General features: G+C 58.8%; 26 protein-coding genes. 15 read left to right on the forward strand and 11 right to left on the reverse strand.

What is annotated here, in order from left to right; genetic code table 11:
- Positions 1-67 precede the first annotated feature (67 nt).
- Positions 68-355: a hypothetical protein gene (locus tag C7964_RS07945; protein ID WP_110279124.1), complete on the reverse strand. Its 288-nt coding sequence runs from the start codon at positions 353-355 to the stop codon at positions 68-70.
- Between the two features lie 135 nt (positions 356-490).
- Here C7964_RS07945 and pyrC point away from each other — a divergent pair, with 135 nt between their 5' ends.
- The 8 genes from pyrC to C7964_RS07985 all read left to right on the forward strand — a co-directional run bounded on the left by pyrC (position 491) and on the right by C7964_RS07985 (position 7929).
- Positions 491-1543 carry a dihydroorotase gene (pyrC, locus tag C7964_RS07950; protein WP_110279125.1) on the forward strand — a complete coding sequence of 351 codons (1053 nt, stop codon included), beginning with the start codon at positions 491-493 and terminating at the stop codon, positions 1541-1543.
- Between the two features lie 13 nt (positions 1544-1556).
- Entirely contained in the window at positions 1557-2225 is a 669-nt protein-coding gene (locus C7964_RS07955) for an orotate phosphoribosyltransferase (protein WP_110279126.1), read from the forward strand.
- Positions 2226-2426: 201 nt separating this feature from the next.
- Positions 2427-3914, forward strand: a complete 1488-nt coding sequence (locus tag C7964_RS07960; RefSeq protein ID WP_110279127.1) for a replicative DNA helicase — start codon at positions 2427-2429, stop codon at positions 3912-3914.
- A 34-nt stretch (positions 3915-3948) separates the two neighbouring features.
- On the forward strand, positions 3949-4311 hold the full coding sequence (locus tag C7964_RS07965; protein WP_110279128.1) for a hypothetical protein: 363 nt from the start codon (positions 3949-3951) through the stop codon (positions 4309-4311).
- A gap of 57 nt (positions 4312-4368) precedes the next feature.
- Positions 4369-5406 carry an alanine racemase gene (alr, locus tag C7964_RS07970; RefSeq protein WP_110279129.1) on the forward strand — a complete coding sequence of 346 codons (1038 nt, stop codon included), beginning with the start codon at positions 4369-4371 and terminating at the stop codon, positions 5404-5406.
- Between the two features lie 57 nt (positions 5407-5463).
- The gene (locus tag C7964_RS07975) at positions 5464-5910 is read left to right on the forward strand and encodes a paraquat-inducible protein A (protein WP_110279130.1); all 447 of its coding nucleotides are present in this window, start codon (positions 5464-5466) and stop codon (positions 5908-5910) included.
- 41 nt (positions 5911-5951) lie between these two features.
- Positions 5952-7316, forward strand: coding sequence for a DNA repair protein RadA (gene radA, locus C7964_RS07980; RefSeq protein ID WP_110279131.1), 1365 nt, complete (start codon positions 5952-5954; stop codon positions 7314-7316).
- Between the two features lie 22 nt (positions 7317-7338).
- Positions 7339-7929 carry a CvpA family protein gene (locus C7964_RS07985; RefSeq protein WP_110279132.1) on the forward strand — a complete coding sequence of 197 codons (591 nt, stop codon included), beginning with the start codon at positions 7339-7341 and terminating at the stop codon, positions 7927-7929.
- A gap of 74 nt (positions 7930-8003) precedes the next feature.
- Here C7964_RS07985 and C7964_RS07990 read toward each other — a convergent pair whose 3' ends face one another.
- Positions 8004-8198: a hypothetical protein gene (locus tag C7964_RS07990; RefSeq protein ID WP_146214836.1), complete on the reverse strand. Its 195-nt coding sequence runs from the start codon at positions 8196-8198 to the stop codon at positions 8004-8006.
- A gap of 238 nt (positions 8199-8436) precedes the next feature.
- Here C7964_RS07990 and purF point away from each other — a divergent pair, with 238 nt between their 5' ends.
- From purF to C7964_RS08020, 6 genes are all read left to right on the forward strand, one after another.
- On the forward strand, positions 8437-9894 hold the full coding sequence (gene purF, locus C7964_RS07995) for an amidophosphoribosyltransferase (protein WP_110279452.1): 1458 nt from the start codon (positions 8437-8439) through the stop codon (positions 9892-9894).
- Positions 9895-10028: 134 nt separating this feature from the next.
- The gene (locus C7964_RS08000) at positions 10029-10295 is read left to right on the forward strand and encodes a hypothetical protein (RefSeq protein ID WP_110279134.1); all 267 of its coding nucleotides are present in this window, start codon (positions 10029-10031) and stop codon (positions 10293-10295) included.
- Positions 10296-10333: 38 nt separating this feature from the next.
- A complete protein-coding gene (locus tag C7964_RS08005; RefSeq protein WP_110279135.1) occupies positions 10334-10987 on the forward strand; it encodes an SDR family NAD(P)-dependent oxidoreductase in 654 nt (217 codons plus the stop codon).
- A gap of 112 nt (positions 10988-11099) precedes the next feature.
- Positions 11100-11885: a 5'/3'-nucleotidase SurE gene (surE, locus tag C7964_RS08010; RefSeq protein ID WP_110279136.1), complete on the forward strand. Its 786-nt coding sequence runs from the start codon at positions 11100-11102 to the stop codon at positions 11883-11885.
- A complete protein-coding gene (locus C7964_RS08015; protein WP_055292419.1) occupies positions 11882-12523 on the forward strand; it encodes a protein-L-isoaspartate(D-aspartate) O-methyltransferase in 642 nt (213 codons plus the stop codon). Before surE ends, C7964_RS08015 begins: the two co-directional genes overlap by 4 nt.
- 61 nt (positions 12524-12584) lie before the next feature.
- Positions 12585-13781 carry a M23 family metallopeptidase gene (locus tag C7964_RS08020; protein WP_110279137.1) on the forward strand — a complete coding sequence of 399 codons (1197 nt, stop codon included), beginning with the start codon at positions 12585-12587 and terminating at the stop codon, positions 13779-13781.
- Between the two features lie 34 nt (positions 13782-13815).
- On the opposite strand, the gene C7964_RS08025 is transcribed toward C7964_RS08020, so the two are convergent.
- From C7964_RS08025 to C7964_RS08040, 4 genes are read right to left on the reverse strand one after another with little or no spacing between them, the layout of a single operon-like run.
- On the reverse strand, positions 13816-14658 hold the full coding sequence (locus C7964_RS08025; RefSeq protein ID WP_110279138.1) for an ATP-binding protein: 843 nt from the start codon (positions 14656-14658) through the stop codon (positions 13816-13818).
- Complete coding sequence (tatC, locus tag C7964_RS08030; protein ID WP_110279139.1) at positions 14655-15638, reverse strand: twin-arginine translocase subunit TatC; 984 nt, start codon at positions 15636-15638, stop codon at positions 14655-14657. Before tatC ends, C7964_RS08025 begins: the two co-directional genes overlap by 4 nt.
- Complete coding sequence (tatB, locus tag C7964_RS08035; RefSeq protein WP_110279140.1) at positions 15635-16060, reverse strand: Sec-independent protein translocase protein TatB; 426 nt, start codon at positions 16058-16060, stop codon at positions 15635-15637. The genes tatC and tatB overlap by 4 nt, the downstream gene beginning before the upstream one ends.
- A gap of 31 nt (positions 16061-16091) precedes the next feature.
- Positions 16092-16304: a twin-arginine translocase TatA/TatE family subunit gene (locus C7964_RS08040; protein WP_110279141.1), complete on the reverse strand. Its 213-nt coding sequence runs from the start codon at positions 16302-16304 to the stop codon at positions 16092-16094.
- Positions 16305-16510: 206 nt separating this feature from the next.
- Here C7964_RS08040 and C7964_RS08045 point away from each other — a divergent pair, with 206 nt between their 5' ends.
- On the forward strand, positions 16511-17170 hold the full coding sequence (locus C7964_RS08045) for a helix-turn-helix transcriptional regulator (protein ID WP_110279453.1): 660 nt from the start codon (positions 16511-16513) through the stop codon (positions 17168-17170).
- Here C7964_RS08045 and C7964_RS08050 read toward each other — a convergent pair.
- The 5 genes from C7964_RS08050 to C7964_RS08070 all read right to left on the reverse strand — a co-directional run bounded on the left by C7964_RS08050 (position 17167) and on the right by C7964_RS08070 (position 21715).
- Positions 17167-17895 (reverse strand): hypothetical protein, encoded by a 729-nt coding sequence (locus C7964_RS08050; protein WP_110279142.1) that lies wholly within the window; start codon positions 17893-17895, stop codon positions 17167-17169. The genes C7964_RS08045 and C7964_RS08050 overlap by 4 nt on opposite strands.
- Positions 17889-18707: a sulfite exporter TauE/SafE family protein gene (locus tag C7964_RS08055; RefSeq protein ID WP_110279143.1), complete on the reverse strand. Its 819-nt coding sequence runs from the start codon at positions 18705-18707 to the stop codon at positions 17889-17891. The genes C7964_RS08050 and C7964_RS08055 overlap by 7 nt, the downstream gene beginning before the upstream one ends.
- An 11-nt stretch (positions 18708-18718) precedes the next feature.
- Positions 18719-19714 (reverse strand): tRNA dihydrouridine(20/20a) synthase DusA, encoded by a 996-nt coding sequence (gene dusA, locus C7964_RS08060; protein ID WP_110279144.1) that lies wholly within the window; start codon positions 19712-19714, stop codon positions 18719-18721.
- A 316-nt stretch (positions 19715-20030) separates the two neighbouring features.
- A complete protein-coding gene (locus tag C7964_RS08065) occupies positions 20031-20387 on the reverse strand; it encodes a DUF5368 domain-containing protein (RefSeq protein WP_110279145.1) in 357 nt (118 codons plus the stop codon).
- Positions 20388-20398: 11 nt separating this feature from the next.
- A complete protein-coding gene (locus C7964_RS08070) occupies positions 20399-21715 on the reverse strand; it encodes an NAD(P)/FAD-dependent oxidoreductase (RefSeq protein WP_110279146.1) in 1317 nt (438 codons plus the stop codon).
- Positions 21716-21721 lie beyond the last annotated feature (6 nt).

Below are 21721 nucleotides of genomic sequence, written 5' to 3' on the forward strand. Positions count from 1 at the left end.
CGCCCTATCAGCCATGAAAACAGCCAAACCTGCATTGCTGCAATGCAGCAAACGCATGCCAGAGTGTTTAGCCCGCGTCTTGGCGGCCTTCGATCACCTTTTTCAGCACATTGAAGATCCGCGTGCCGAAATAACCCAGGATTGCGCCGATGATGATCCCGAAGACCGATCCGCTATCAAAAGCGGCGGCGATGATTGCCGCGCCAAGCAGCGCCACCATGAAGGCCACAAGACGCTTTTCTGCCGGTGTTACTTCAAAATAGCCCTCAAGCGTTTTGACGATCGGCGCTGCAACGGGGCCCTCGATCTGTGGTGTCAGAAACCCGGCGGCTGCCGCAATCAGAAATCCAAGCATCCTGTCTCTCCCTTGAACCAGTGTCTTGGCCGGAAATATCATGAATTGCCGCAGGCTGTGCAAGGGCATTCAGGAAAGCGGTTTGCGCGCGAAAGGGCTATGGCGTCCTGCGGCGCAACGGTGTAATCGGAAAACATGCCAGATAGAAACCTGACCCGCCTCACCATCCGCCGCCCTGATGATTGGCATTTGCACCTGCGTGACGGTGCCATGCTGCGGGCGGTTTTGCCCGAAACCACACGGCATTTCGCCCGCGCGATCATCATGCCAAATCTGGTGCCCCCTGTTGTGACCGCGGCACATGCTGCCGCCTATCGCGACCGTATCCTTGCGGCCCTTCCAGAGGGTGCCAAATTCACCCCGCTGATGACGCTTTATCTGACAGAAGCGACCGACCCCGAAGACGTGCGCGCGGCACATGCCGCAGGGATTGCGACGGCGGTGAAACTCTATCCCGCAGGGGCGACGACAAACTCGGCCTCTGGCGTGCGGGACTTTGAAAAAGTGCGCCCTGTGCTTGAGGTGATGGCCGAGATCGGCATGCCGCTTTGTGTGCATGGCGAGGTGACAGATCACGAGATTGATATTTTCGACCGCGAGGCGACGTTCATTGACAAAATCCTGAAACCGCTGCGCAAGAAAGTGCCCGACCTGAAGGTCGTGATGGAACATGTCACCACCCAAGACGCAGTGGATTACGTACGCGACAGCAGCAAGAACCTGGCTGCAACAATCACCACCCATCACCTGATTATCAACCGCAACCATATTCTGGCGGGCGGGATCAAACCGCATTTCTATTGCCTGCCGGTCGCGAAACGCGAAGCGCATCGCGTGGCACTGGTGCAGGCCGCCGTATCGGGCGACAAACGGTTCTTCCTCGGGACCGATAGCGCCCCTCATACCGATGCGCTGAAACTGCAGTCTTGCGGCTGTGCGGGTATCTTTACCGCGCCAAACACCATGTCCTGTCTGGCTGAAGTGTTTGATGCAGCCGGTAAAATCAACAAGCTGGAAGATTTCGCCTCGCTCAATGGCCCGCGCTTTTATGGCCTGAAACCGAACGAAGACACGATCACCCTGACCAAGGGCGATCCTGTCAGCTATCCCGCCCATATCGACACCGAGGACGGGCCTGTGACCGTCTTTGACCCCGGGTTTGACCTGCACTGGCGCGTTGAAGAATAGAAAGACCAACCCAATGATCCCCACATCCTTTCCAGCTAAAGAAGAGATCGCGCGCCTGACCGCTGGCATGCTGCTTGAAATCGGTGCAATTGACTTCAACGCGACCGAGCCGTTCACCCATGCCTCGGGCAAAAAAGCCCCGACCTACGTGGATTGCCGCAAGCTGATTTCCTTCCCGCGCATCCGCTCCACGCTGATGGATTTCATGGCCGTATCGATCATGCGCGAAGCCGGGTTTGAAGCCTTCGACAACGTCGCAGGCGGTGAGACGGCGGGTATCCCCTTTGGGGCGCTGGTGGCGGAACGGCTGGCCCTGCCGATGACATATGTGCGCAAAAAGCCCAAAGGATACGGGCGCAACGCGCGGATCGAAGGTGTGATGACCGAAGGCCAGCGTGTCATTCTGGTTGAAGACCTGACCACCGACGGTGGCTCGAAACTCTCCTTCGTAGACGCGATCCGCGAGACTGGTGCCACCTGTTCGGCAACGGCCGTGATCTTCTACTACGGCATCTTCGAAGGCGTGGAACAAACGCTGGCTGACCACGGCGTGCAATTGATTTCGCTGTGCACATGGTGGGATGTCTTGGCAGAGGCCAAAGCGCGCGGTGCCTATGACGAGGCGACACTGGGCGCGGTTGAGGCCTATCTGAATGATCCGGCCGGCTGGACGCCCGCCTGATTTTCTTTTCCACAGCTGTGTATAAAATTCACGGGGTTCGGCGTACATCCTGGAGGCAGTGATGGCACTGGCGCTACATGTTGATCGAATCAGCATAATCCGCGATGCTCTCGGAAAGTTATCCGAGAGTATCCACAGCTATTTGGCTGGCGTAGCGCAGGCCTGAACTGCTAGGACGCCCTCGGGAACAGGTGAGCAGCAATGAATGAAATAACAACTTTTAATGCTTCCGGCGTCCAAGAAGCCGACGCCGACTTGATGCCGCATTCCATTGAGGCCGAACAGCAGCTTCTGGGTGCCATTCTGACCAATAACGATGTGTTTGACCGTGTGGCGTCGATCATTGGCCCCAAGCACTTCTACGATCCCGTCCATGCGCGCATCTTCGAAACCGCCGCCACGCGCATTGGCCGCAACATGCTGGCGAGCCCCGTGACGCTCAAGGCGTTCATGGAAGACGACGAAGGTCTCAAGGAACTGGGCGGCCCGCCCTATCTTGCCCGCCTCGCGGGGGCTGCGATTTCTGCCTTTGCCGCGCGCGACTATGCGCAGATGATCTATGATCTGGCGACACGGCGCGAATTGATCAAACTGGGCCGTGACATCACCGACAAGGCCGCCAAGGTCGACGTTGATCACGAACCCCGCGAACAGATTGTCGAGGCCGAACAGGCGCTTTATTCGCTGGCCGAACAGGGGGTGTCGGAAAAGGGCTTTCAGTCTTTCCTTGCCGCCGTCACCGAGGCCGTGAATGTCGCCAATACAGCCTATCAACGCGATGGCGGGCTGGCAGGTATTTCGACCGGTCTTGTGGATATGGACAAGAAACTGGGGGGCCTGCACAAATCCGACCTTCTGATCCTTGCCGGTCGCCCTTCGATGGGGAAAACCTCGCTTGCGACCAACATTGCCTACAACGTCGCGAAGGCGTACCGCAAAGGCCAGTTGCAGGACGGCACCGAAGGCGCAGTCGACGGTGGCGTCGTCGGGTTCTTCTCGCTCGAAATGAGTGCAGAGCAGCTTGCAGGGCGCATTCTGGCGGAAGCCTCCGAGATCTCGTCACATAAAATCCGCCAAGGTGACATGACCGAGGGCGAATTCCGTCGCTTCGTGGATGCCGCCAAAGAGCTTGAATCCTGCCCGCTGTTTATCGACGACACTGCTGCAATCCCGATTTCGCAACTGGCGGCACGTGCGCGGCGGCTCAAGCGGACACACGGGCTTGATCTTTTAATCGTGGACTACTTGCAGCTTGTGCGCGGCACGTCGGACAACCGTGTACAGGAAATCGGTGAAATCTCGATGGGCCTCAAAGCCATCGCCAAGGAATTGAACATTCCTGTCATCGCGCTGTCCCAATTGTCGCGTCAGGTTGAAAGCCGGGAAGATAAACGCCCACAGCTTTCGGACTTGCGCGAATCCGGCTCTATCGAGCAGGATGCGGATGTTGTTATGTTCGTTTACCGTGGTGAATACTATGTCGAGCGTGAGAAACCTGAAGACCACAATATGGAAGCAATCGCGGCCTGGCAGGAAAAAATGTCGAGCCTTCACGGCAAAGCCGAGGTTATTGTGGGCAAACAACGGCACGGCCCGATTGGCACGGTCGAGCTTTCGTTTACCGCAGAGTTCACGCGGTTCGGCAATTTGGTCAAACCCTGGCAACAAGGGGACGACCAGCAGTTCTAGAAAGGAACGCATTATCAAACGGCTTGTATTTGTATTGGCCCTGTTGGCACCGCCCGCTGCGGCGCAAACCTCGCAAGACTATCTGGTGCGCTTTACCGGATTCCTGGGCGATCTGCGGCTGTTCCAACCTGACGTGCGCGCAGGACTGTCGGGAGAAACCGACGAGACCGCGCAAGTGGCTATTGCTATGAATGAAGAGGCCACGGCTGCCTTCGCGCTGTTCACCCGAACCCACGTCAATCAGTCCGTCACCTTCACAGTCTGCGGACAATCGTTTGAGGACATTGCCGTACAGGCCCCCATCGAAACCGGCTTTGCAATCACGCAAGCCATGCCGCTGGAACGTGCGCAGGAAATGGTCGATGCGCTGAACGGGTTGGGCGACTGCCCGGAATAACAGGTCTGCGTTCGTAAAACACTTGCCCCACCCGAACGCCCCTGACAAAAGGTCGCCATGAGTACTGGACGCCTGATCATTGACCTTGACGCTGTAGTCGCCAATTGGCGCGCTCTGGATGCGATGACAAATTGCAAGACCGGTGCAGTGGTCAAAGCCAATGGCTATGGGCTGGGGTCAGGCAATGTCGCAAAGGCGCTATTCAAGGAAGGTGTGCGCCAGTTTTTCGTGGCCGTCGCCGAAGAAGCGCTCCCGATCCGCGAAGAACTGGGCCCGAAGCCCGAAATCTGTGTGTTCTCTGGCCACATGAAGGGCGATACGGCGCTGATCCGCGATCTGGGCCTGACGCCGATGTTGAATTCGGTGGAACAACTGACGCTCCATTTCGAAGCCCTGCCCGGCCATCCTTTCGGCATTCAGCTTGATACCGGCATGAACCGGCTGGGCATGGAAATGCAGGAATGGGCGGCGGTGGCCGAAGTGGCCCTGTCGCAAGACCCGCGTTTGGTCATGTCGCATCTGGCCTGTGCCGATGAACCCGACCATCCGATGAACCCCTATCAGCTCGACCAGTTCAAAAAGATGACCGACGGGATCACGGCGCCCCGCTCTCTGGCGGCAACGGGCGGTATCTTGCTTGGACCTGAATATCACTTTGACCTGACGCGTCCGGGGATCGGTCTTTACGGCGGCCTGCCTTTCGAGAATGCGACACCCGTGATCGAACTGGATTTGCCCGTGGTGCAAGTGCGTGACGTGGCCGAGGGTGAAGTCGTCGGTTATGCCAATGCATGGCAAGCGTCGCGTCCTTCACGGATCGCCACCGTATCCGGTGGGTATGCCGACGGCATCGCACGAATCCTGTCCGACAAGGCCACGCTTTATCATGGCGACACCGCCTGCCCGCTGGTTGGACGGGTGTCGATGGACCTGCTGACGATCGACGTCACCGACCTGCCAGAAACACCCAGCAAGCTGACCCTGATCGGCCCGCAGCAGACCGTGGATGATCTGGCACGCGCGGCAAATACCATCGGGTATGAGGTGCTCACACAGCTCGGTGCGCGCTACAATCGCAAGATTTTTGGCAAATAAACTTGTCTCAAAGCACGAGCTTCATTACTTAACCCCTAGTCATATCTAGGATTTATTATGCTGAACATATTGCGCATCGCGAACCTTGCCCTTCTTGTTCTCTTTCCGATTGCTTGGTTTGCGCCACTGATGCGCGCAGGGTTGTTGCCCGTTTTCGGCCTCAGCGAAATCAGTGTCATCTCGGGCATGCAGGCGCTTTGGGAAAGTGATGTTGCGTTGGCACTGCTGGTGACAGCCTTTGCAATGTTCGCGCCCTACCTCAAGACCATCGGCATCGCGCTGGTGCATTTCGACCTGTTGAAAGACAAGACGCTGCCTGTGCTGTCATGGATCGGCAAACTGGCGATGGCAGATGTGTTCCTGATTGCGCTCTACATCGTGCTGTTCAAGGGCGTCGGTATCGGCAAGATCGAAACAGGTTGGGGGCTTTACCTCTTCACCGCCTGTATTCTGGCCTCAATCGTCATCTCGGCCCTCACACCGCAGGGCAAGGCGAAAGCCTAAGCATCATTGCCAAGGTTCACCTTTTGGTCCAAAAGGTGAACATGGCCAAAGATCTCACCTTTTCCTGCTCTGAATGTGGCGCGTCCTTTCGCAAATGGTCGGGGCAATGCGATGCCTGTCAGGCATGGAACACAATCAGTGAATCCAAGGCCCTGTCCAGCGGCCCCAAAGGCAAATCACTGGGCGCAATCCGTGGCAAAATGATCGCGCTCACCGATCTGGAAACACAGGAGAAAGAGCCGCCCCGCACCCAAGCGGGCGTCGGAGAATTGGACCGCGTCTTGGGCGGTGGTCTGGTCAAGGCGTCTGCCCTGCTTGTGGGTGGCGATCCCGGCATCGGCAAATCAACGCTTCTCTTACAGGCTGCTGCAAGGTTTGCCCGTAACGGCCTGAAAGTCATCTATATTTCTGGCGAGGAATCGAACGCGCAAGTGCAGATGCGCGCCCGTCGTCTGGGACTGGAGAAAAGCCCTGTCATGCTCGCCTCGGAAACGAACCTGCGCGATATCCTGACGACGCTCGAGGCCGAAAAGCCGGACCTAGCGATCATCGATTCCATCCAGACGATGTGGGCTGACAACGTCGACAGCGCACCGGGCAGCGTCAGCCAGGTGCGTTCATCCGCGCATGAGTTGACGACTTTTGCGAAACGCAACGGCATGGCCGTGGTGATGGTGGGGCATGTCACGAAAGACGGCACCATCGCGGGCCCCCGGGTTGTCGAACATATGGTCGATACCGTGCTTTATTTTGAGGGCGAGCGCGGCCATCAGTTCCGAATATTACGTTCGGTCAAGAACCGTTTCGGCCCCGCTGACGAGATCGGCGTCTTTGAAATGACCGGCAAGGGCCTGGCAGAAGTCAAGAATCCTTCGGCGCTGTTCCTGTCCGAACGCGGCACCCCTGCCCCTGGCTCGGTCGTGTTTGCAGGCATTGAAGGCAGCCGCCCCATGCTCTGCGAGATACAGGCACTTGTGGCACCTTCGCCACACAGCCAACCCCGCCGTTCGGTCGTCGGATGGGATGGCGGACGGCTTGCCATGATCCTTGCCGTGCTCGAATCGCGCTGCGGTGTCCCTTTCACCGGATTGGACGTTTATCTCAATGTAGCAGGGGGTTTGCGCATCTCGGAGCCCGGCGCAGACCTTGCTGTTGCCGCCGCCCTCGTCTCTGCACGCGAAGATGCTGCGCTCCCCTCGGAAGCCGTGATTTTCGGTGAAATCAGTTTGTCGGGCGCGCTCCGTCCTGTGGTGCAAACTGAAAATAGATTGAAAGAAGCACAAAAACTTGGTTTTACAACTGCGATAATACCACAACAGGCCAAGCAGCCCCGCGTGGACGGCATAAGCCTGCGCAATGCGACAGACTTGGCTGGATTTGTAGAAGAGGTATTTGGCGCAAGATAGCGCCAATCGCAGGAGACGGACCATGGAAGGTTTCACACTTGTCGACGCAGGCGTCGCAATCATTATTTTGGTGTCTGGCGTCTTGGCTTACAGTCGGGGTTTCGTCCGCGAAGCCATGGCGATTGTCGGCTGGATCGGCGCGACCGTCGTTGCATTCATTTTTGCCGATCAGGTCGAACCGCTGATCCGCCAGATCCCGATTTTGGGCGACTTCATTGGTGACAGCTGTGAGTTGGCCATCATCGCGGCATTTGCAGCCGTTTTTGCGGTGGCACTGGTCGTTGTGTCCATCTTCACACCGCTCTTTTCAACTGTCGTTCAGCGGTCTGCATTGGGTGGCATTGATCAGGGGCTTGGTTTCTTCTTTGGCGTGCTGCGCGGCATTCTGTTGGTTGCGGTCGCGTTCTTTGTTTACGACACAATTTTCGCCACCCAGCAGTTCGCCGCAATTGATGACAGCCGCTCGGCTGAGGTGTTCGCCCAATTGACGGGCCAGATCGAACAGCAAAACCCCGAGCAGGCCTTGGGCTGGATCACTGAACAGTACCAGCAGCTGGTCGGAAGCTGTGGCGCACCGGATGCACCGGTTGAGCCAACTGTTCCGACCGAGTAAGGCACACGAACCAAAGACATCTGAGAGGCCACCGCTTTGTCGGTGGCCTTTTCCGTTAGGGGCGTTGGAAAGGCTTACCGATCATCACGGTCGCTATGGCGCACCTGTGCATCCTCGCGACCTGCTTGCCACGCCTGCTGCGCTGCTTGGTTGATATCTTCGTCAAATCGCGTTGGGCGATCAGGGCCGATCTTACGGTAAGCAACAACCACCATGATTAAGAAAATCACGACTGGGACGAAAAAGTATAAGGCTGTGAGCATTGTCATATCTCTAAACTATGCGGCGTGGTGCCGATTTCAATATGCACATCTTTTTGGTGCGCAAGTCCTTGCCGCACACCGGATGATCCTGCGCGCAAGCCTTAACAGGAACTGTTTCAGCGGCGATGGCAGCCATGTTTTTAGCGTCTAGGCGATGATCGTTCCGTGACACGCGGCCTTGGACCTACTAAGACAGGGACAACCGCCCATACTCGGATTCGGAGCTGACCTCTTGTCCACACAGATGCCCCCCGCCCATCCTTTCGACGATGATAAGCTACGGGAGGAATGCGGCGTCTTTGGTGTCGTTGGTGTCACTGACGCCTCCAACTTTGTAGCCCTCGGCCTGCACGCCCTGCAACACCGGGGCCAGGAAGCGGGAGGCATTGTCACGCATGCTCCCGAAACAGGGTTCAACCAACAGCGCCGCATGGGGCTGGTGCGCGATAACTTTACCTCGGCATCCATGATGGAACGCCTGCCCGGCACAATCGGCATCGGGCATGTGCGCTATTCGACCGCTGGCTCCAAGGGCCAGACCGCGATGCGCGATGTGCAGCCCTTCTTTGGTGAATTTTCCATGGGGGGCGCGGCGATTGCCCATAACGGGAATATCACCAATGCGCTGTCCCTGCGCCGCGAGTTGATCGAACGGGGGTCGATCTTTCAAAGCTCATCCGACAGCGAATGCATCATCCACCTGATGGCGCGCTCCATGGGCCGCACGATCCCTGACCGCATGGAAGAAGCGCTGCGCAAAGTCGAAGGCGCGTTTTCCATCGTGGCCATGACACGCACCAAGCTGATCGGCTGCCGTGACCCGCTGGGCGTGCGCCCGCTGGTGCTGGGCAAGATCGGCGAAGGCTGGGCGCTCTCGTCGGAAACCTGCGCGCTGGATATCATCGGGGCCGAGTTCGTGCGCGAAATCAAACCAGGCGAGATGGTCGTGATCACCGAAAAGGGTGTGTCCAGCCACTATCCTTTCCGCCCTGCCCGGTCCCGTTTCTGCATCTTCGAGCACGTGTATTTCAGCCGCCCCGACAGCATTCAGGGCGGGCGTTCGGTCTATGAGACACGCGAGAACATCGGTCGCGAACTGGCCAAAGAAGCCCCCGTCGAGGCGGATCTTGTCTGCCCCGTTCCTGACAGCGGCACACCCGCAGCCATCGGGTATTCGCTTCAATCGGGTATTCCCTATGCGATGGGCATCATCCGCAACCAATACATGGGCCGCACGTTTATCGAACCGACCGAGAGCATCCGCAACATGGGTGTGCGTCTGAAACTCAACGTCAACCGCGCCCTGATCAAAGGCAAACGGGTGATCCTGGTGGATGACAGCGTTGTGCGCGGCACCACCAGCCGCAAGATCAAGGAAATGATCCTTGATGCAGGGGCCGCCGAGGTGCATTTCCGGATCGCATCACCACCCACCGCCTGGCCCTGTTTTTATGGTGTAGACACGCCGCAGCGCGAGAAGCTGCTGGCGGCGACGATGTCCGAGGAGGAAATGCGCACACATCTGGGTGTGGACAGCCTCAAATTCATTTCACTCGACGGGCTCTACCGTGCGGTGGGCGAAGCCGGCGGGCGTGATCCCAAGGCCCCCGCCTATTGTGATGCGTGTTTTTCTGGCGAATATCCCGTCGCCCCCTCCGATATGATCGAGCAGGGTTTCGAGGCCAAGACAGCCGCAGAATGACCCCCGCTGCGGTAATACGCGTATAGCCGCGCACGATACGCACGGTTTTGCGGTGCGTCATACCAGCCCCTTTTACTTCTGGTCCTGTTCTGGCATGGCGGCTTCAGAAATTCTTAACGCTGAAGCAGTGACGTATGGCAGACGAGACAACGACCTCCCCCCTTCCCGGGCAAAAGGCAACACTGCCCGACACGCTTGATTTGCGTGAATTGTCGGTTATCGGCCTGATGGACGCGCATGACGGGATAGCCGCCTTGCTACGGTCTTCGCGTGGCGAGATCGCACGGGTGCAGGTTGGTGATAGCGCATTCGGCGTGCAGATCACGGCGATTGGTGATGCGCAGGTTCTGCTCACAGATCGCTGGGGTCGGACCCAATCCTTGGGGTTGCCGCACAGCTAATGCTTGACGTCGGGCGCAGTTCGGCACATGACCGCGCCATGACAAAAACAGCACTCATCACCGGCGCATCGCGCGGCCTCGGGGCAGCCTTGGCCAAGGCCCTTGCCCCCACCCATCACATCATCGCCGTCGGCAAAACCGTAGGCGCGCTGGAAGAGCTTGACGACGCCATTCAGGCGGCTGGCGGACAGGCGACGCTGGCACCGATGGACATCAGCATCGATGAAGCCATGCAGCAGCTTTGCCGTGGCATCTTTGATCGCTGGGGGAGCCTTGATCTTTGGCTGCACACGGCCATTCATGCGGCGCCGTTGGCCCCTGCGGGCCATATCGGGCCAAAGGATCTGGCGAAATCCATGACCGTCAATATCGAGGCCACATCGCGGCTGATCGCCTATGTCAGCCCGCTTTTGGGGCAAACAGGCAAAGCCGTCTTTTTCGATGACCCGCGTGGCGGCGATCAGTTCTTTGGTGCGTACGGCGCAACAAAAGCCGCGCAGATTGCCCTTGCGCGCAGCTGGGCCGCGGAAACCGCCAAGACCGGACCGCGTGTGGATGTGCTGACGCCTGCGCCCATGCCAACCGCGACCCGCGCGCGCTTCTATCCTGGCGAGGATCGCAATGCCCTGTCCAGCCCCGCAGACGAGGCCGCACGGCTTTTGCCTGCGATCCTTGAGGGTGCGACTGCCTAAACCGTGACCGCTTGTCTACGGTCTGACCTGAACACGCCTTGTCGGCGCGTTCCGCGCTTGCCGCCCACCGCGTCACGGCTTAGGAACATGGCGACAGTTAAAAGGCGGCGGCATGCGCATTCTCATCACCAATGACGACGGCATCAACGCACCCGGCCTGCGGGTCCTGACCGAGATCGCCCATGAGATCGCAGGACCAAAGGGCGAAGTCTGGACCGTGGCCCCTGCATTCGAGCAATCGGGTGTCGGCCACTGTATCAGCTACACCCACCCCACAATGATCACGGAACTCGAACCCCGGCGCTTTGCGGCAGAAGGCTCGCCTGCGGACTGTGTGCTTGCAGGAATCCATGATGTGCTGAAGGATCAGGCCCCTGATTTGATCATCTCAGGCGTCAATCGGGGCAATAATGCCGCTGAAAACACGCTTTACTCCGGCACGATCGGCGCGTGCATCGAAGGGGCGCTGCAAGGCGTGCGTTCCATTGCTTTGTCGCAGTTCTACGGCCCGGAAAATACCAATCTGGAAAATCCATTTGAGGCCGCAGCGGCGCATGGAGCAGAAGTTGTGCGAAAGCTTATGAACGACACGCTTTGGGACGATGCGGATTATCAGGTTTTCTACAACGTGAACTTCCCCCCCATTCCTGCCGAAAAGGTCAAAGGGATGCAGGCCACGACCCAAGGGTTCCGCCTGAACACACGTTTCCGCGCCGAGGCACAGACCTCGCCCACAGGGCGTAAGTTCCTGTGGGTCCGTGGCGGCCCCCAGCATGAGCCGACAGGCCCCGGAACGGATGCCGCAGCCAACCTTGACGGCTATGTCTCGATCACACCGATGCGTGTGGACCTGACTGACTACACAATGGTTGAGACCCTGAAAGACGTGCTCAAGTGACATTCGATGCCGCCACCAAGATGCAGTTCCTCTACGCCTTACGCAGCAAGGGCGTGACGGACACGCGGGTGCTGACAGCGATGGAACAGGTCGACCGTGCCGATTACGTGAAGGGCACTTTCGCGGATCGCGCCTATGACGACATGCCGCTGCCCATTGCCTGCGGACAGACCATCAGCCAGCCCTCTGTCGTTGGATTGATGACGCAGGCCCTGCAAATCACCCCGCGGGACAAGGTTCTCGAGATCGGCACCGGATCAGGGTATCAGGCTGCGATCCTCAGCAAGCTTGCGCGACGCGTTTACACTGTGGACCGCTATCGCCGTCTGGTGCAGGCCGCGCGCGCGGTATTTGAAGCCAATGATATCACCAACATCACGGCTTTTACCGCCGATGGCAGCCACGGGTTTGCCGAACAGGCCCCCTTTGACCGCATCTTGCTGACCGCCGCAGCAGAGGACCCCCCGGGTCCTCTTTTGGCGCAGTTGCGGGTCGGGGGGATCATGGTTTTACCTGTCGGTCAATCCGATGCGGTACAAAGCCTGATCCGCGTCACGCGCACGGAAACCGGTCTTGAATACGATGAATTGCGCGCTGTCCGCTTTGTGCCCTTGCTAGAAGGGCTCGGACAAGAGTAAACTACCCCAAAATATAGTACGATCCCATAGATAAGGGGCGACTTGGCAAAGGAGCGGTAGGATGGCGAACAGGAATTTCCCTGTAAGACGCATAGCATTGACAGGCATGACATTGGCAGCCCTCGCGGCATGTGAAGGCTTTGACGCCGACCTGCGTGATATTGGCAACGGATTTGATACATCCGCAGCGGTCCAAAACTTGCCCGGCAGGCCACGCCCCGATGATCGCGGCGTGATTTCATACCCCAATTATCAGGTCGTGGTTGCGCGGCGCGATGACACCATTCGCGGCATTGCGATCCGTCTGGGCCTCGATGCCAATGAACTGGCTGAATATAACGGGATCGGGCCTGATGTGATCCTGCGCCGCGATGAGATCATCGCCCTGCCTTCACGCGTCACCGAACCTTCGCCTGCCACGGGTGCCATTGGCACAGGACCGATCCAACCGCTTGATGTAACAGCGGTGGCAACAACCGCGCTTGACCGCGCTGATGCGGCTGGCGTCGTGACAGCAACGCCGATTGCACCTGCCGCAACGGCCCCCGCCGCACCTGTTGTGCGCGGCACCGAGCCAATTCGCCATCAGGTGCAGCGCGGTGAAACCGTGTTCTCGATCTCGCGGCTCTATAACGTGCCTGTCACCAATATCGCTGAATGGAATGGTCTCAACACCGAATTTACGATCCGTGAGGGCCAGTATCTGTTGATCCCGCAGGGTGGCAGCGCGCCTGCACCGGCGGCAGCCTCTGCTGCTGTAACAGCCCCGGGCGTTGGCACCGCGACACCTGTACCACCGAGTGCAGCACTCCCGCTGCCAAGTGAAACGCCCGCCGCACCTGCAGCTGCAGCCGTCGTTCCGGCCACGCCGGATCTGGGCACGACAACAGCACAGCCCGCAAGCAGCGACGCGCGCTTTATCATGCCGATCCAGGGGTCGATCATCCGCGATTACGCGCCCGGCACCAACGAAGGCATTGATATTGGTGCATCCGCCGGATCGGACGTGCGGGCCGCCGGTTCAGGCACTGTTGCCGCTGTGACCACAGACACCAGTGGCGGCGCGATTGTTGTGCTTAAGCACAGTGACGGCCTGCTCACAGTCTATACACAGATGGAAGGTCTGACCGTCAGCAAGGACGACAGCGTGTCACGCGGTCAGGTGATCGGCAAGGTACGGGCCGCAAACCCCAGCTTCTTGCACTTTGAAGTGCGGCGCGGCCTGCAAAGCCTCGATCCGAATGATTTCCTGCAATAAGGGCTGATCCACGTAAGGTGGATCATGATCCACCTTACGACAGGCTCACACCGCGCCTGCCGGCCAGATCCGTGAAATACTGCCAGGCCACCCTGCCCGAGCGGCTGCCACGCGTGGCCTGCCATTCGATGGCCTCGGCCCGCAATGTCGCATCATCAATCGCCACGCCATAGGCATCGCAATAGCCGCGGATCATCGCAAGATACTCGTCCTGATCGCAGGGGTGGAACCCGAGCCACAGGCCAAAGCGATCAGACAGCGATACCTTCTCTTCCACCGCCTCGGACGGCGAAATCGCGGATGAGCGTTCGTTCTCGATCATATCCCGCGGCATCAGGTGCCGCCGGTTGGATGTCGCATAAAGAACGACATTATCAGGCCGTCCCTCAATCCCGCCATCCAGAACGGCCTTGAGCGACTTGTAATGTGCATCGTCGTGTCCGAACGACAGGTCATCGCAAAACATGATGAACCGCTCGGGCGCGCCGCGCAGCAGGTTGAGGCAGCGGCCGATGCTGGGCAGGTCCTCGCGCTGGACCTCGACAATCTTCAATCCCGCATAATCTGCATTCACAGCGCCGTGTATGGCTTTGACAAGGCTCGATTTTCCCATGCCCCGCGCACCCCACAACAGGGCATTGTTCGCAGGCAATCCGGCGGCAAACTGCACCGTATTGGCCATCAGTGTGTCGCGCGACCGGTCAACGCCAACCAGCAGTTCGACACCGACGCGGTTCACCCGCGCGACAGGGACAAGGCGATCAGGATCAGGATGCCAGACAAAGGCCGAGGCTGCGCCAAAATCAGGGGTCCCGATGGGGGCCGGACTGATACGCTCAAGCGCGGCAGCGATCCGTTTCAGGGCCTTCTTGCTCACCCTTTGGTACCCTCATCAGCCGCAGCCTCGCCATCCGACAGATCATCCTCGTCGATGTCAAAGAGGCTCTCGTTTTCGCCGATAATGCCTTCGGCACGGGCGGCACGGTCTTTCTTGCGCTCGACAGCGGCGACCAGATGAATTGAAATCTCATACAGGCCATAGACGACGACAAAGAGGATCAACTGCGTCGTGACATCAGGTGGTGTGACAAGGGCGGCCACAATCAGGATACCAACGACGGCGTATTTGCGTGTCCCGCGCAGCCCGCGCGAACTGGCCAATCCAGCCGATCCCATCAGGGTCAACAGCACGGGCAGCTGGAAACACACGCCAAAGGCTACAATCATTTTCAGCGTGATATCGAGCGTTTCGTTCACCTTGCCGTTAAAGACAATATCGACACCCTGTTGGCTCAGATCAGGCGCAACGCTCGGCAATGACAGCCCGCCGCCTGCCCCCGGCAGAAGAGCGGTTCCGGGATTGGGCACGGCCTCTGCCGCGATGGCCTGCACGAAAGAGGGCAAATCTGCAAAACCAAGGAAAAACGCCATCGCCAGCGGGACGACGATGTAATGCGCAAAGGCCGCGCCGATCAGAAACAATACAGGCGAGGCGATAATGAACGGCAAAAACGCGTTCTTTTCATTGCGGTAAAGGCCGGGCGCCACAAAACGCCAGAGCTGATAGGCGATCACCGGAAAGGACAGCGCAAGCCCACCAACGACCGAAATGCGGATCAGGGTAAAGAAGTACTCTTGCGGCGCCGTGTATTGCATCACCGGATTGGGGTTGCCCAAGGACCGCATGGTGCGCTCGATCGGCCCCAGCAGAAAATCCAAGAGCGCGCCGCCAAAAGAGAAGCAGATGATCATGCCCACAAGGAAAGCCATCACGGAATAGATCAGCCGCGAGCGCAGCTCGGTCAGGTGTTCCAGCAGCGGCGCTGCGCTGTCTTCAATCTCGTCGCGGGCACTCATGTCTTGGCCTCTGGTGCGGGCGTCTCGGGTTTGGGGGCCTCAGCCGCGGCCTTGGCGGCGGCCTCTTCGGCCTCGCGCGCCTGGCGGGCAAGCGCTGCGTCACCCATCGCCTTACTCATCTTCTCTTTTGCGGCCTGACGTTCGGGCGACAAAGGTGTCTCGGTGACACCGGTCGCTTCCTTGATCTTGTCGACGCCGAATTTCTTGGGGTTTGCTGCCGCGTTGAGCGTCTTGGAGATATCCTTGACGCCTGCATCATCAGCGGCCTGTTCCATGGCGCGCGAAAACTCGCGTGCCATCATCCGGGCCTTACCGGTAAATTGCCCCATCGTGCGGAACAAACCCGGCAAGTCCTTGGGCCCGATCACGATCAGGGCCACAATGCCGACAACAAGCAATTCGCTCCAGCCAAGACCAAACATCAGACGCAGTCCTTTTTATGCGGCAAAGCGATCAGACTTTGTCTTTTTCTTCTGCGGGGGTCACGTCCTTGGCCTCGGCCATGCCGTCTTCGATCTCTTTCTTGCCATCATCAACGCCCTTCTTGAACGCTGTGATACCTTTGCCGACTTCGCCCATCAGGCTGGAAATCTTGCCGCGGCCAAACAGAACCAGAACCACAACAGCGATCAAAAGAAGGCCGGGAAGGCCGATATTGTTAAGCATGTCTCTTCTCCTATAGCGCGGGCGCGCCCTGCGTCATTTCATTCTCTATTTAGGACAAATAGGGCCGGATGCGCTACAAGGGAAGCGGGAACTGGCAATTTTGGTGGCTTGAAAGACCTTTTTTGCAAGGCTTTTATCATACTTGTGACAAAAACTTGTCAGTTGCCAGAAAATTGACAAAACTGGGCCGAATCGAAAGGAAAATCATGCGCCGCGCCGACCGTCTCATGCGTCTTGTCCAAATCATGCGGGACGGATCACTGCACCGCGCCAGTGATCTCGCGCAGGCAACCGATGTGTCGCTGCGCACGATTTACCGTGACATGGAAACGCTCGCTGCATCGGGCGTCCCGATCGAGGGCGAACGCGGGATCGGCTACCGCGTGACCGCCGCCATCACCCTGCCACCGCTGAACCTAACCATGACCGAGGTCGAGGCCCTGCATCTGGGACTAAGCGCCGTGATCCAAAGCAACGATCCCGAGCTTTCTTCGGCTGCCCGCGCCCTTTCGGGCAAGATTGATGCCGTGATGCCCGAGGACCGCGGACGTGCACCCAGCGGCTATGGCTTTGCAATCTATCCGTTTGCCGATGCCGCGCGGGGCTTTCAGCATCTGCCGATACTGCGTCAGGCCATGCGGACGCGGCAGAAACTGGAACTTGTCATGGACAACAAAAAGCGCATCGTGCGGCCGCTACAGCTTGATTACTGGGGCCGCCTTTGGACCTGCGTCGTCTGGTGTGAAACCACAGCGCAATTTGATGAAATCAGGGTCGACCAGATCACCAGCCAGCGTATTCTGCCAAGCCTCTTTGTCGACGAACCAGGTAAATCGCTGAAGGATTTCAACCGGCTCAAGGCCTAGAGCCAGTCCGCAAAATTGATCTGCGGCCGAAAATAGGCGACCATACGCATCTCGCCATCTGCATCCTGCGCCCAAGGTGCGACACCATGCAGAATATGACGATCAAGCAAGACCGCCTGACCGGGTTCGGCAACAATTTCGACCCTGTCACAGGTCGCGAAAACCTTGCGGCGCGCATCCTGATAGACCTCGGTGACATCCACATCACCCCATTGCGCAGGCGGGATACCTGCAAAAGCCGCACGGAACGCCGCACACATGATGTCTTGGCTGCCGCGCCAGACCACCAGCGGGCTGGCGCGCACCTCATCAAGCGGTAGCCCCAGAATAAACCCGTGTGGTTCGCGCAGATGCCGCCGCTTTTGCGGCCCTTCCGGCAAAAGCCCGTCCACATGCGCGGCATCACGATCCCGCCGGAACCGATGTGCGGCGTCACTTTCGCCGGGGTCCTGTTGGGGATACCCCGGAAAAACAACAGAAAGCTGCGCACGGTGCCAATTGGGCGGCGCCTTTACGTGGGCGTGCCAAGCACCCGCCAGAGGCACGCCACCGATGCTCCCGTCAGGGGCACTGGGCAAGGCATCGACCCCGACAAACCAAGTGCCGCCATGCCGTCGCTCACCACCACCGGCAAGCACCTCGATGGCGGCCAGTCTTGCAGCCGCGACCCAATGCTCCACCGCAGGATCATGCGGAAACACGCGAAAGCCGTCCGGCCCTACCATCCCAACGCTTTACGCAACATATTCAGCGCAACCAGGATCAGGAAAACACCAAAGATACGCTTGAGTGGTTTGGCATCCATCCGGTGCGCCAATGCAGCCCCCCACGGTGCCGTAATCAGGGTCATCGTCACAACCAGACCGAAGGCAAGAAAGTTCACCGCTCCGATGGTAAAGGGCGGCACCACAGCGATATCGACCAAGAGAAATCCTATCACCGAAGGGACTGCGATGATAACACCGAACCCCGCAGCCGTCGCCACAGCGCGGTGGATTGGCACGTTGAACAATGTCATCGTCGGCACGCCGAAAGAGCCTCCACCAATACCGACAAGGACCGACAAAAACCCGATCACCGGAGAAATGAGCGCCCGCAAGACCCCGCCTGGCATTTGTGTTCCCAAACGCCAGCGCTCGCGTCCAAAAGTGATATAGGCACCCACAAAAACACCCAGCACGCCAAAGATCGCTTGCAACGTCCCCGAGCGCAGCGATGTCGCCACAAGCACGCCGACAACGGCACCGATTGCAATACCAGCCCCCCAGCCCTTCAAGATTGCCCAGTCAACGGCGCCCTTTTTGTGGTGTGCCGCAACCGAGCGCAGCGACGTCACAATGATCGTCGCCAATGAAGTGCCCAGACAAATCTGCATCAGTTCGGGGCTGTCATAGCCAAGCTGGCCAAAGACATAGAAGAATGCAGGCACAAGGATGATACCTCCGCCCACACCGAAGAGGCCCGCCAACACGCCGGCAACCGCACCCAGCACCAGAAGAAGGCCCGCCATTGTGACCAGCAGCATCACATCGTCCATGTATTTTTCCTTTAGGCCGCGAGCCGCGTCACGTGTTCGAGGGCGGTCAAGACAACATCCGGCCCTGCCCCGTCGACATGGGCGTTCTCGGACAAATGCCTGCGCCAACCCCGCGCACCGGGGCGGCCCTGAAACAGCCCCAACATATGGCGCGTGACCTGCCCCAAACGGCCGCCCTTTGCAAGGTGATCCGCAATATAGGGCAACATCAGATGCACAACCTCTTCGGCTGTCCGCCCTAAGGGATCGTCAAAGATACGCGCATCCGCCTCGAGCAGGATATCCGCAGGTGTATGATAGGCCGCACGCCCGATCATGACGCCATCCAACCCGCGATCGAGGAAACCCACCGCATCGTCCAATGTGGCAATACCACCATTGACGCTGATATGAAGATGGGGAAATAACCCCTTCATTTCCATCACTAAATCATAATTCAACGGCGGGATATCGCGGTTCTCTTTGGGGCTGAGCCCTTGCAACCACGCCTTGCGCGCATGCACCGAAAACCTGTCCACCCCCGCAGCCGAAACTTGGGCCAGAAAGTCGGGCAGCACCACGGCCGGGTCCTGATCATCCACGCCGATCCGGCACTTGACGGTCACAGGAACGCGCACAGCCGCAATCATCGCCGCCACGCATTCGGCCACCAAAGCGGGGTTTTCCATCAAGATGGCGCCAAAACTGCCTGACTGGACACGGTCGGACGGGCAACCGCAATTGAGGTTGATCTCGGCATAGCCAAAGTCTTCGGCAATCCGCGCCGCTTGCGCCAGCTGCGCTGGATCAGACCCGCCCAGCTGAAGTGCGACAGGCTGCTCGCGCGCATCAAACCCCAACAAGCGTTCTTTGTCGCCATGCACCACAGCCGGCGCTGTCACCATTTCAGTGTACAGCAACGCGTGCCGCGACATCAGGCGATGGAAAAACCGGCAATGGCGGTCCGTCCAGTCCATCATGGGAGCAACAGACAACCGCGCGGCCTGAGTGGCTGCATTGTTGGGCATTGAGCCAACGTCTCGGGTGCGTGGTCCGGTTCTCAGGGTCATGGGGCACACATACTGCAGGCGCCTTGGGACAGTCCAGCCCCGCAGCGGGAGAGGACAAGCGCGCATCCAGCCTTATGCGCGCTCCACACTGGCATCACCACCTGACTTATGTCTGAAGGCTTCCAATCGCTTCGCTGTTTCAAGTGCAAGCTCGGGAATGGCATCAGCGCCTTCGCGCGATGCCATTCGTGTACGGTTTATCCCTTGTCCGTTGGGGCTGGGCGGTCAAGTTTTGCGGCCCAAGCTTGCCCAGGCCGCTCTTCTTGCTTGGCAATTAGATGCCATCCGTCTTTCCACGGATCAGCGATTGTGCGGTATAGACCAATATCGCAATCCCGATTGCCCCCATCGCGGCAACACCCAACAGCACAATCACGTCAACAGGACCACCAATGTCGCGCAGATGCGAGTGCGTCATGGCCTGCACAAAGACAACCGCAGCCACGGCGCCAATCGGCATGGACAGTTGCGCCATGAGGAACTTGCGCATCGACATCGCGCGGTCGCGGAACAGCACATAGAGGTAGGCCAGCGTGACGACAGCCGCCGCCGCGACCATGGTCCAGAACAGACCGCGCCCGAAAATCTCTTCGAACACAGCGATCATTGTTTCAAAAGTCAGTTGTTCCATCTGGCTACTCCTCAAGCCTTGCCGCGCAACATGGCGTTATAGGTGGCTTTCAACGCCACTTCCTTCATCAACCAACTGATCCAGAGCTCTTCCAAAGGTGCGATGACACCCGGAAAGGACGGGGTCAGGTTGTTGTTGTAGTCGAACTCAATGAGCATCGCGCGACCGACGCGGGTGATCAGCGGGCAGGATGTATAGCCCTCGTAGATCAGGCTTGCGTCACGCCCTTCAATCGCTGCGATCAGGTGATCTTCAACGACAGGGACCTGCCATTTCACAGAGGCCGCAGTTTTGCCTTTGGGTACCCCCGCCACATCACCCAGCGCAAAGATATCGGGATAGCGCAGATGGCGAAGCGTATGTTGGTCAACCTCGACCCAGCCCTGATCTGTCCACTTGTCCGCCCAACTCAAACCCGACTGCCGAATGACGTCGGGTGCGCGTTGCGGCGGGATGACGTGAAGGTAGTCATACGCCATCTCGGTGTCCCCGTCTGGGGTGTCAAAGGTTGCGATTTTGCGGCCCGCGTCAACGGCCTTCAGCACATGACTATAGTGGGGGGTGATCCCGCGGTCCTCGAACAGCATCCGCACTTTCTCGGAGACGATCGGCACGCCAAACAGACTGTTGTTGTTGGCGGCATAGTGCATTTCATGCTTGCCCGCACCAGCCGTACGGGTGGCGATGTCTTCGATCAGGAAGGTATGCTTGAGCGGCGCGCCCGCGCATTTCATTTCCGTCGCAGGGCGCGTGAAAACACCGACACCGCCCTCTTCGGCGAACCGCGATGCTGCTTCCCATGTTTTGGCCGCATATTGCGGTCCGGCATAAAGCGCACCGATGCCGTTTGTGCCGACCATATCCAGCGAGAACCCTTCGATAGCGTCATGATCCAGCACAAGACCGGGCGCGACGATCAGGAAGTCGTAAGGCAGCGATTGTCCACCGGACGTATCAACAACCTTGGTGATCGGATCAATTGCAGCGGCGGCCTCTGGAACCAGAGTGATGCCCGCAGGTAGCCAGTCCGTGGTTCTCGACTGGGTGTAGGACGCAGGCTTCAGGCCTGCCGCGACCAGTGACAAACCGGGCTGATAGAGATGCTCGGCACTGGGATCGAGGATCGTGATATCCGCGCCCTCCAACCGTCTGACCAGCCGGTTGACCAGCGCCGTGCCGGCGGCCCCTGCCCCGATAATCACGATACGGGCGCTGGTTTGGACCGCCTGTGCCATTGCCGGGCGGACAGCCGCCGCTGTTGCAAGCCCGCCAGCGGCAAGCGCCAGAAATGCGCGGCGCGAGGCTTTCAATTCATTCATGTCTCTCATCTCGAC

This window comes from Loktanella sp. PT4BL, from assembly GCF_003201935.1.
Lineage (GTDB): Bacteria > Pseudomonadota > Alphaproteobacteria > Rhodobacterales > Rhodobacteraceae > Yoonia.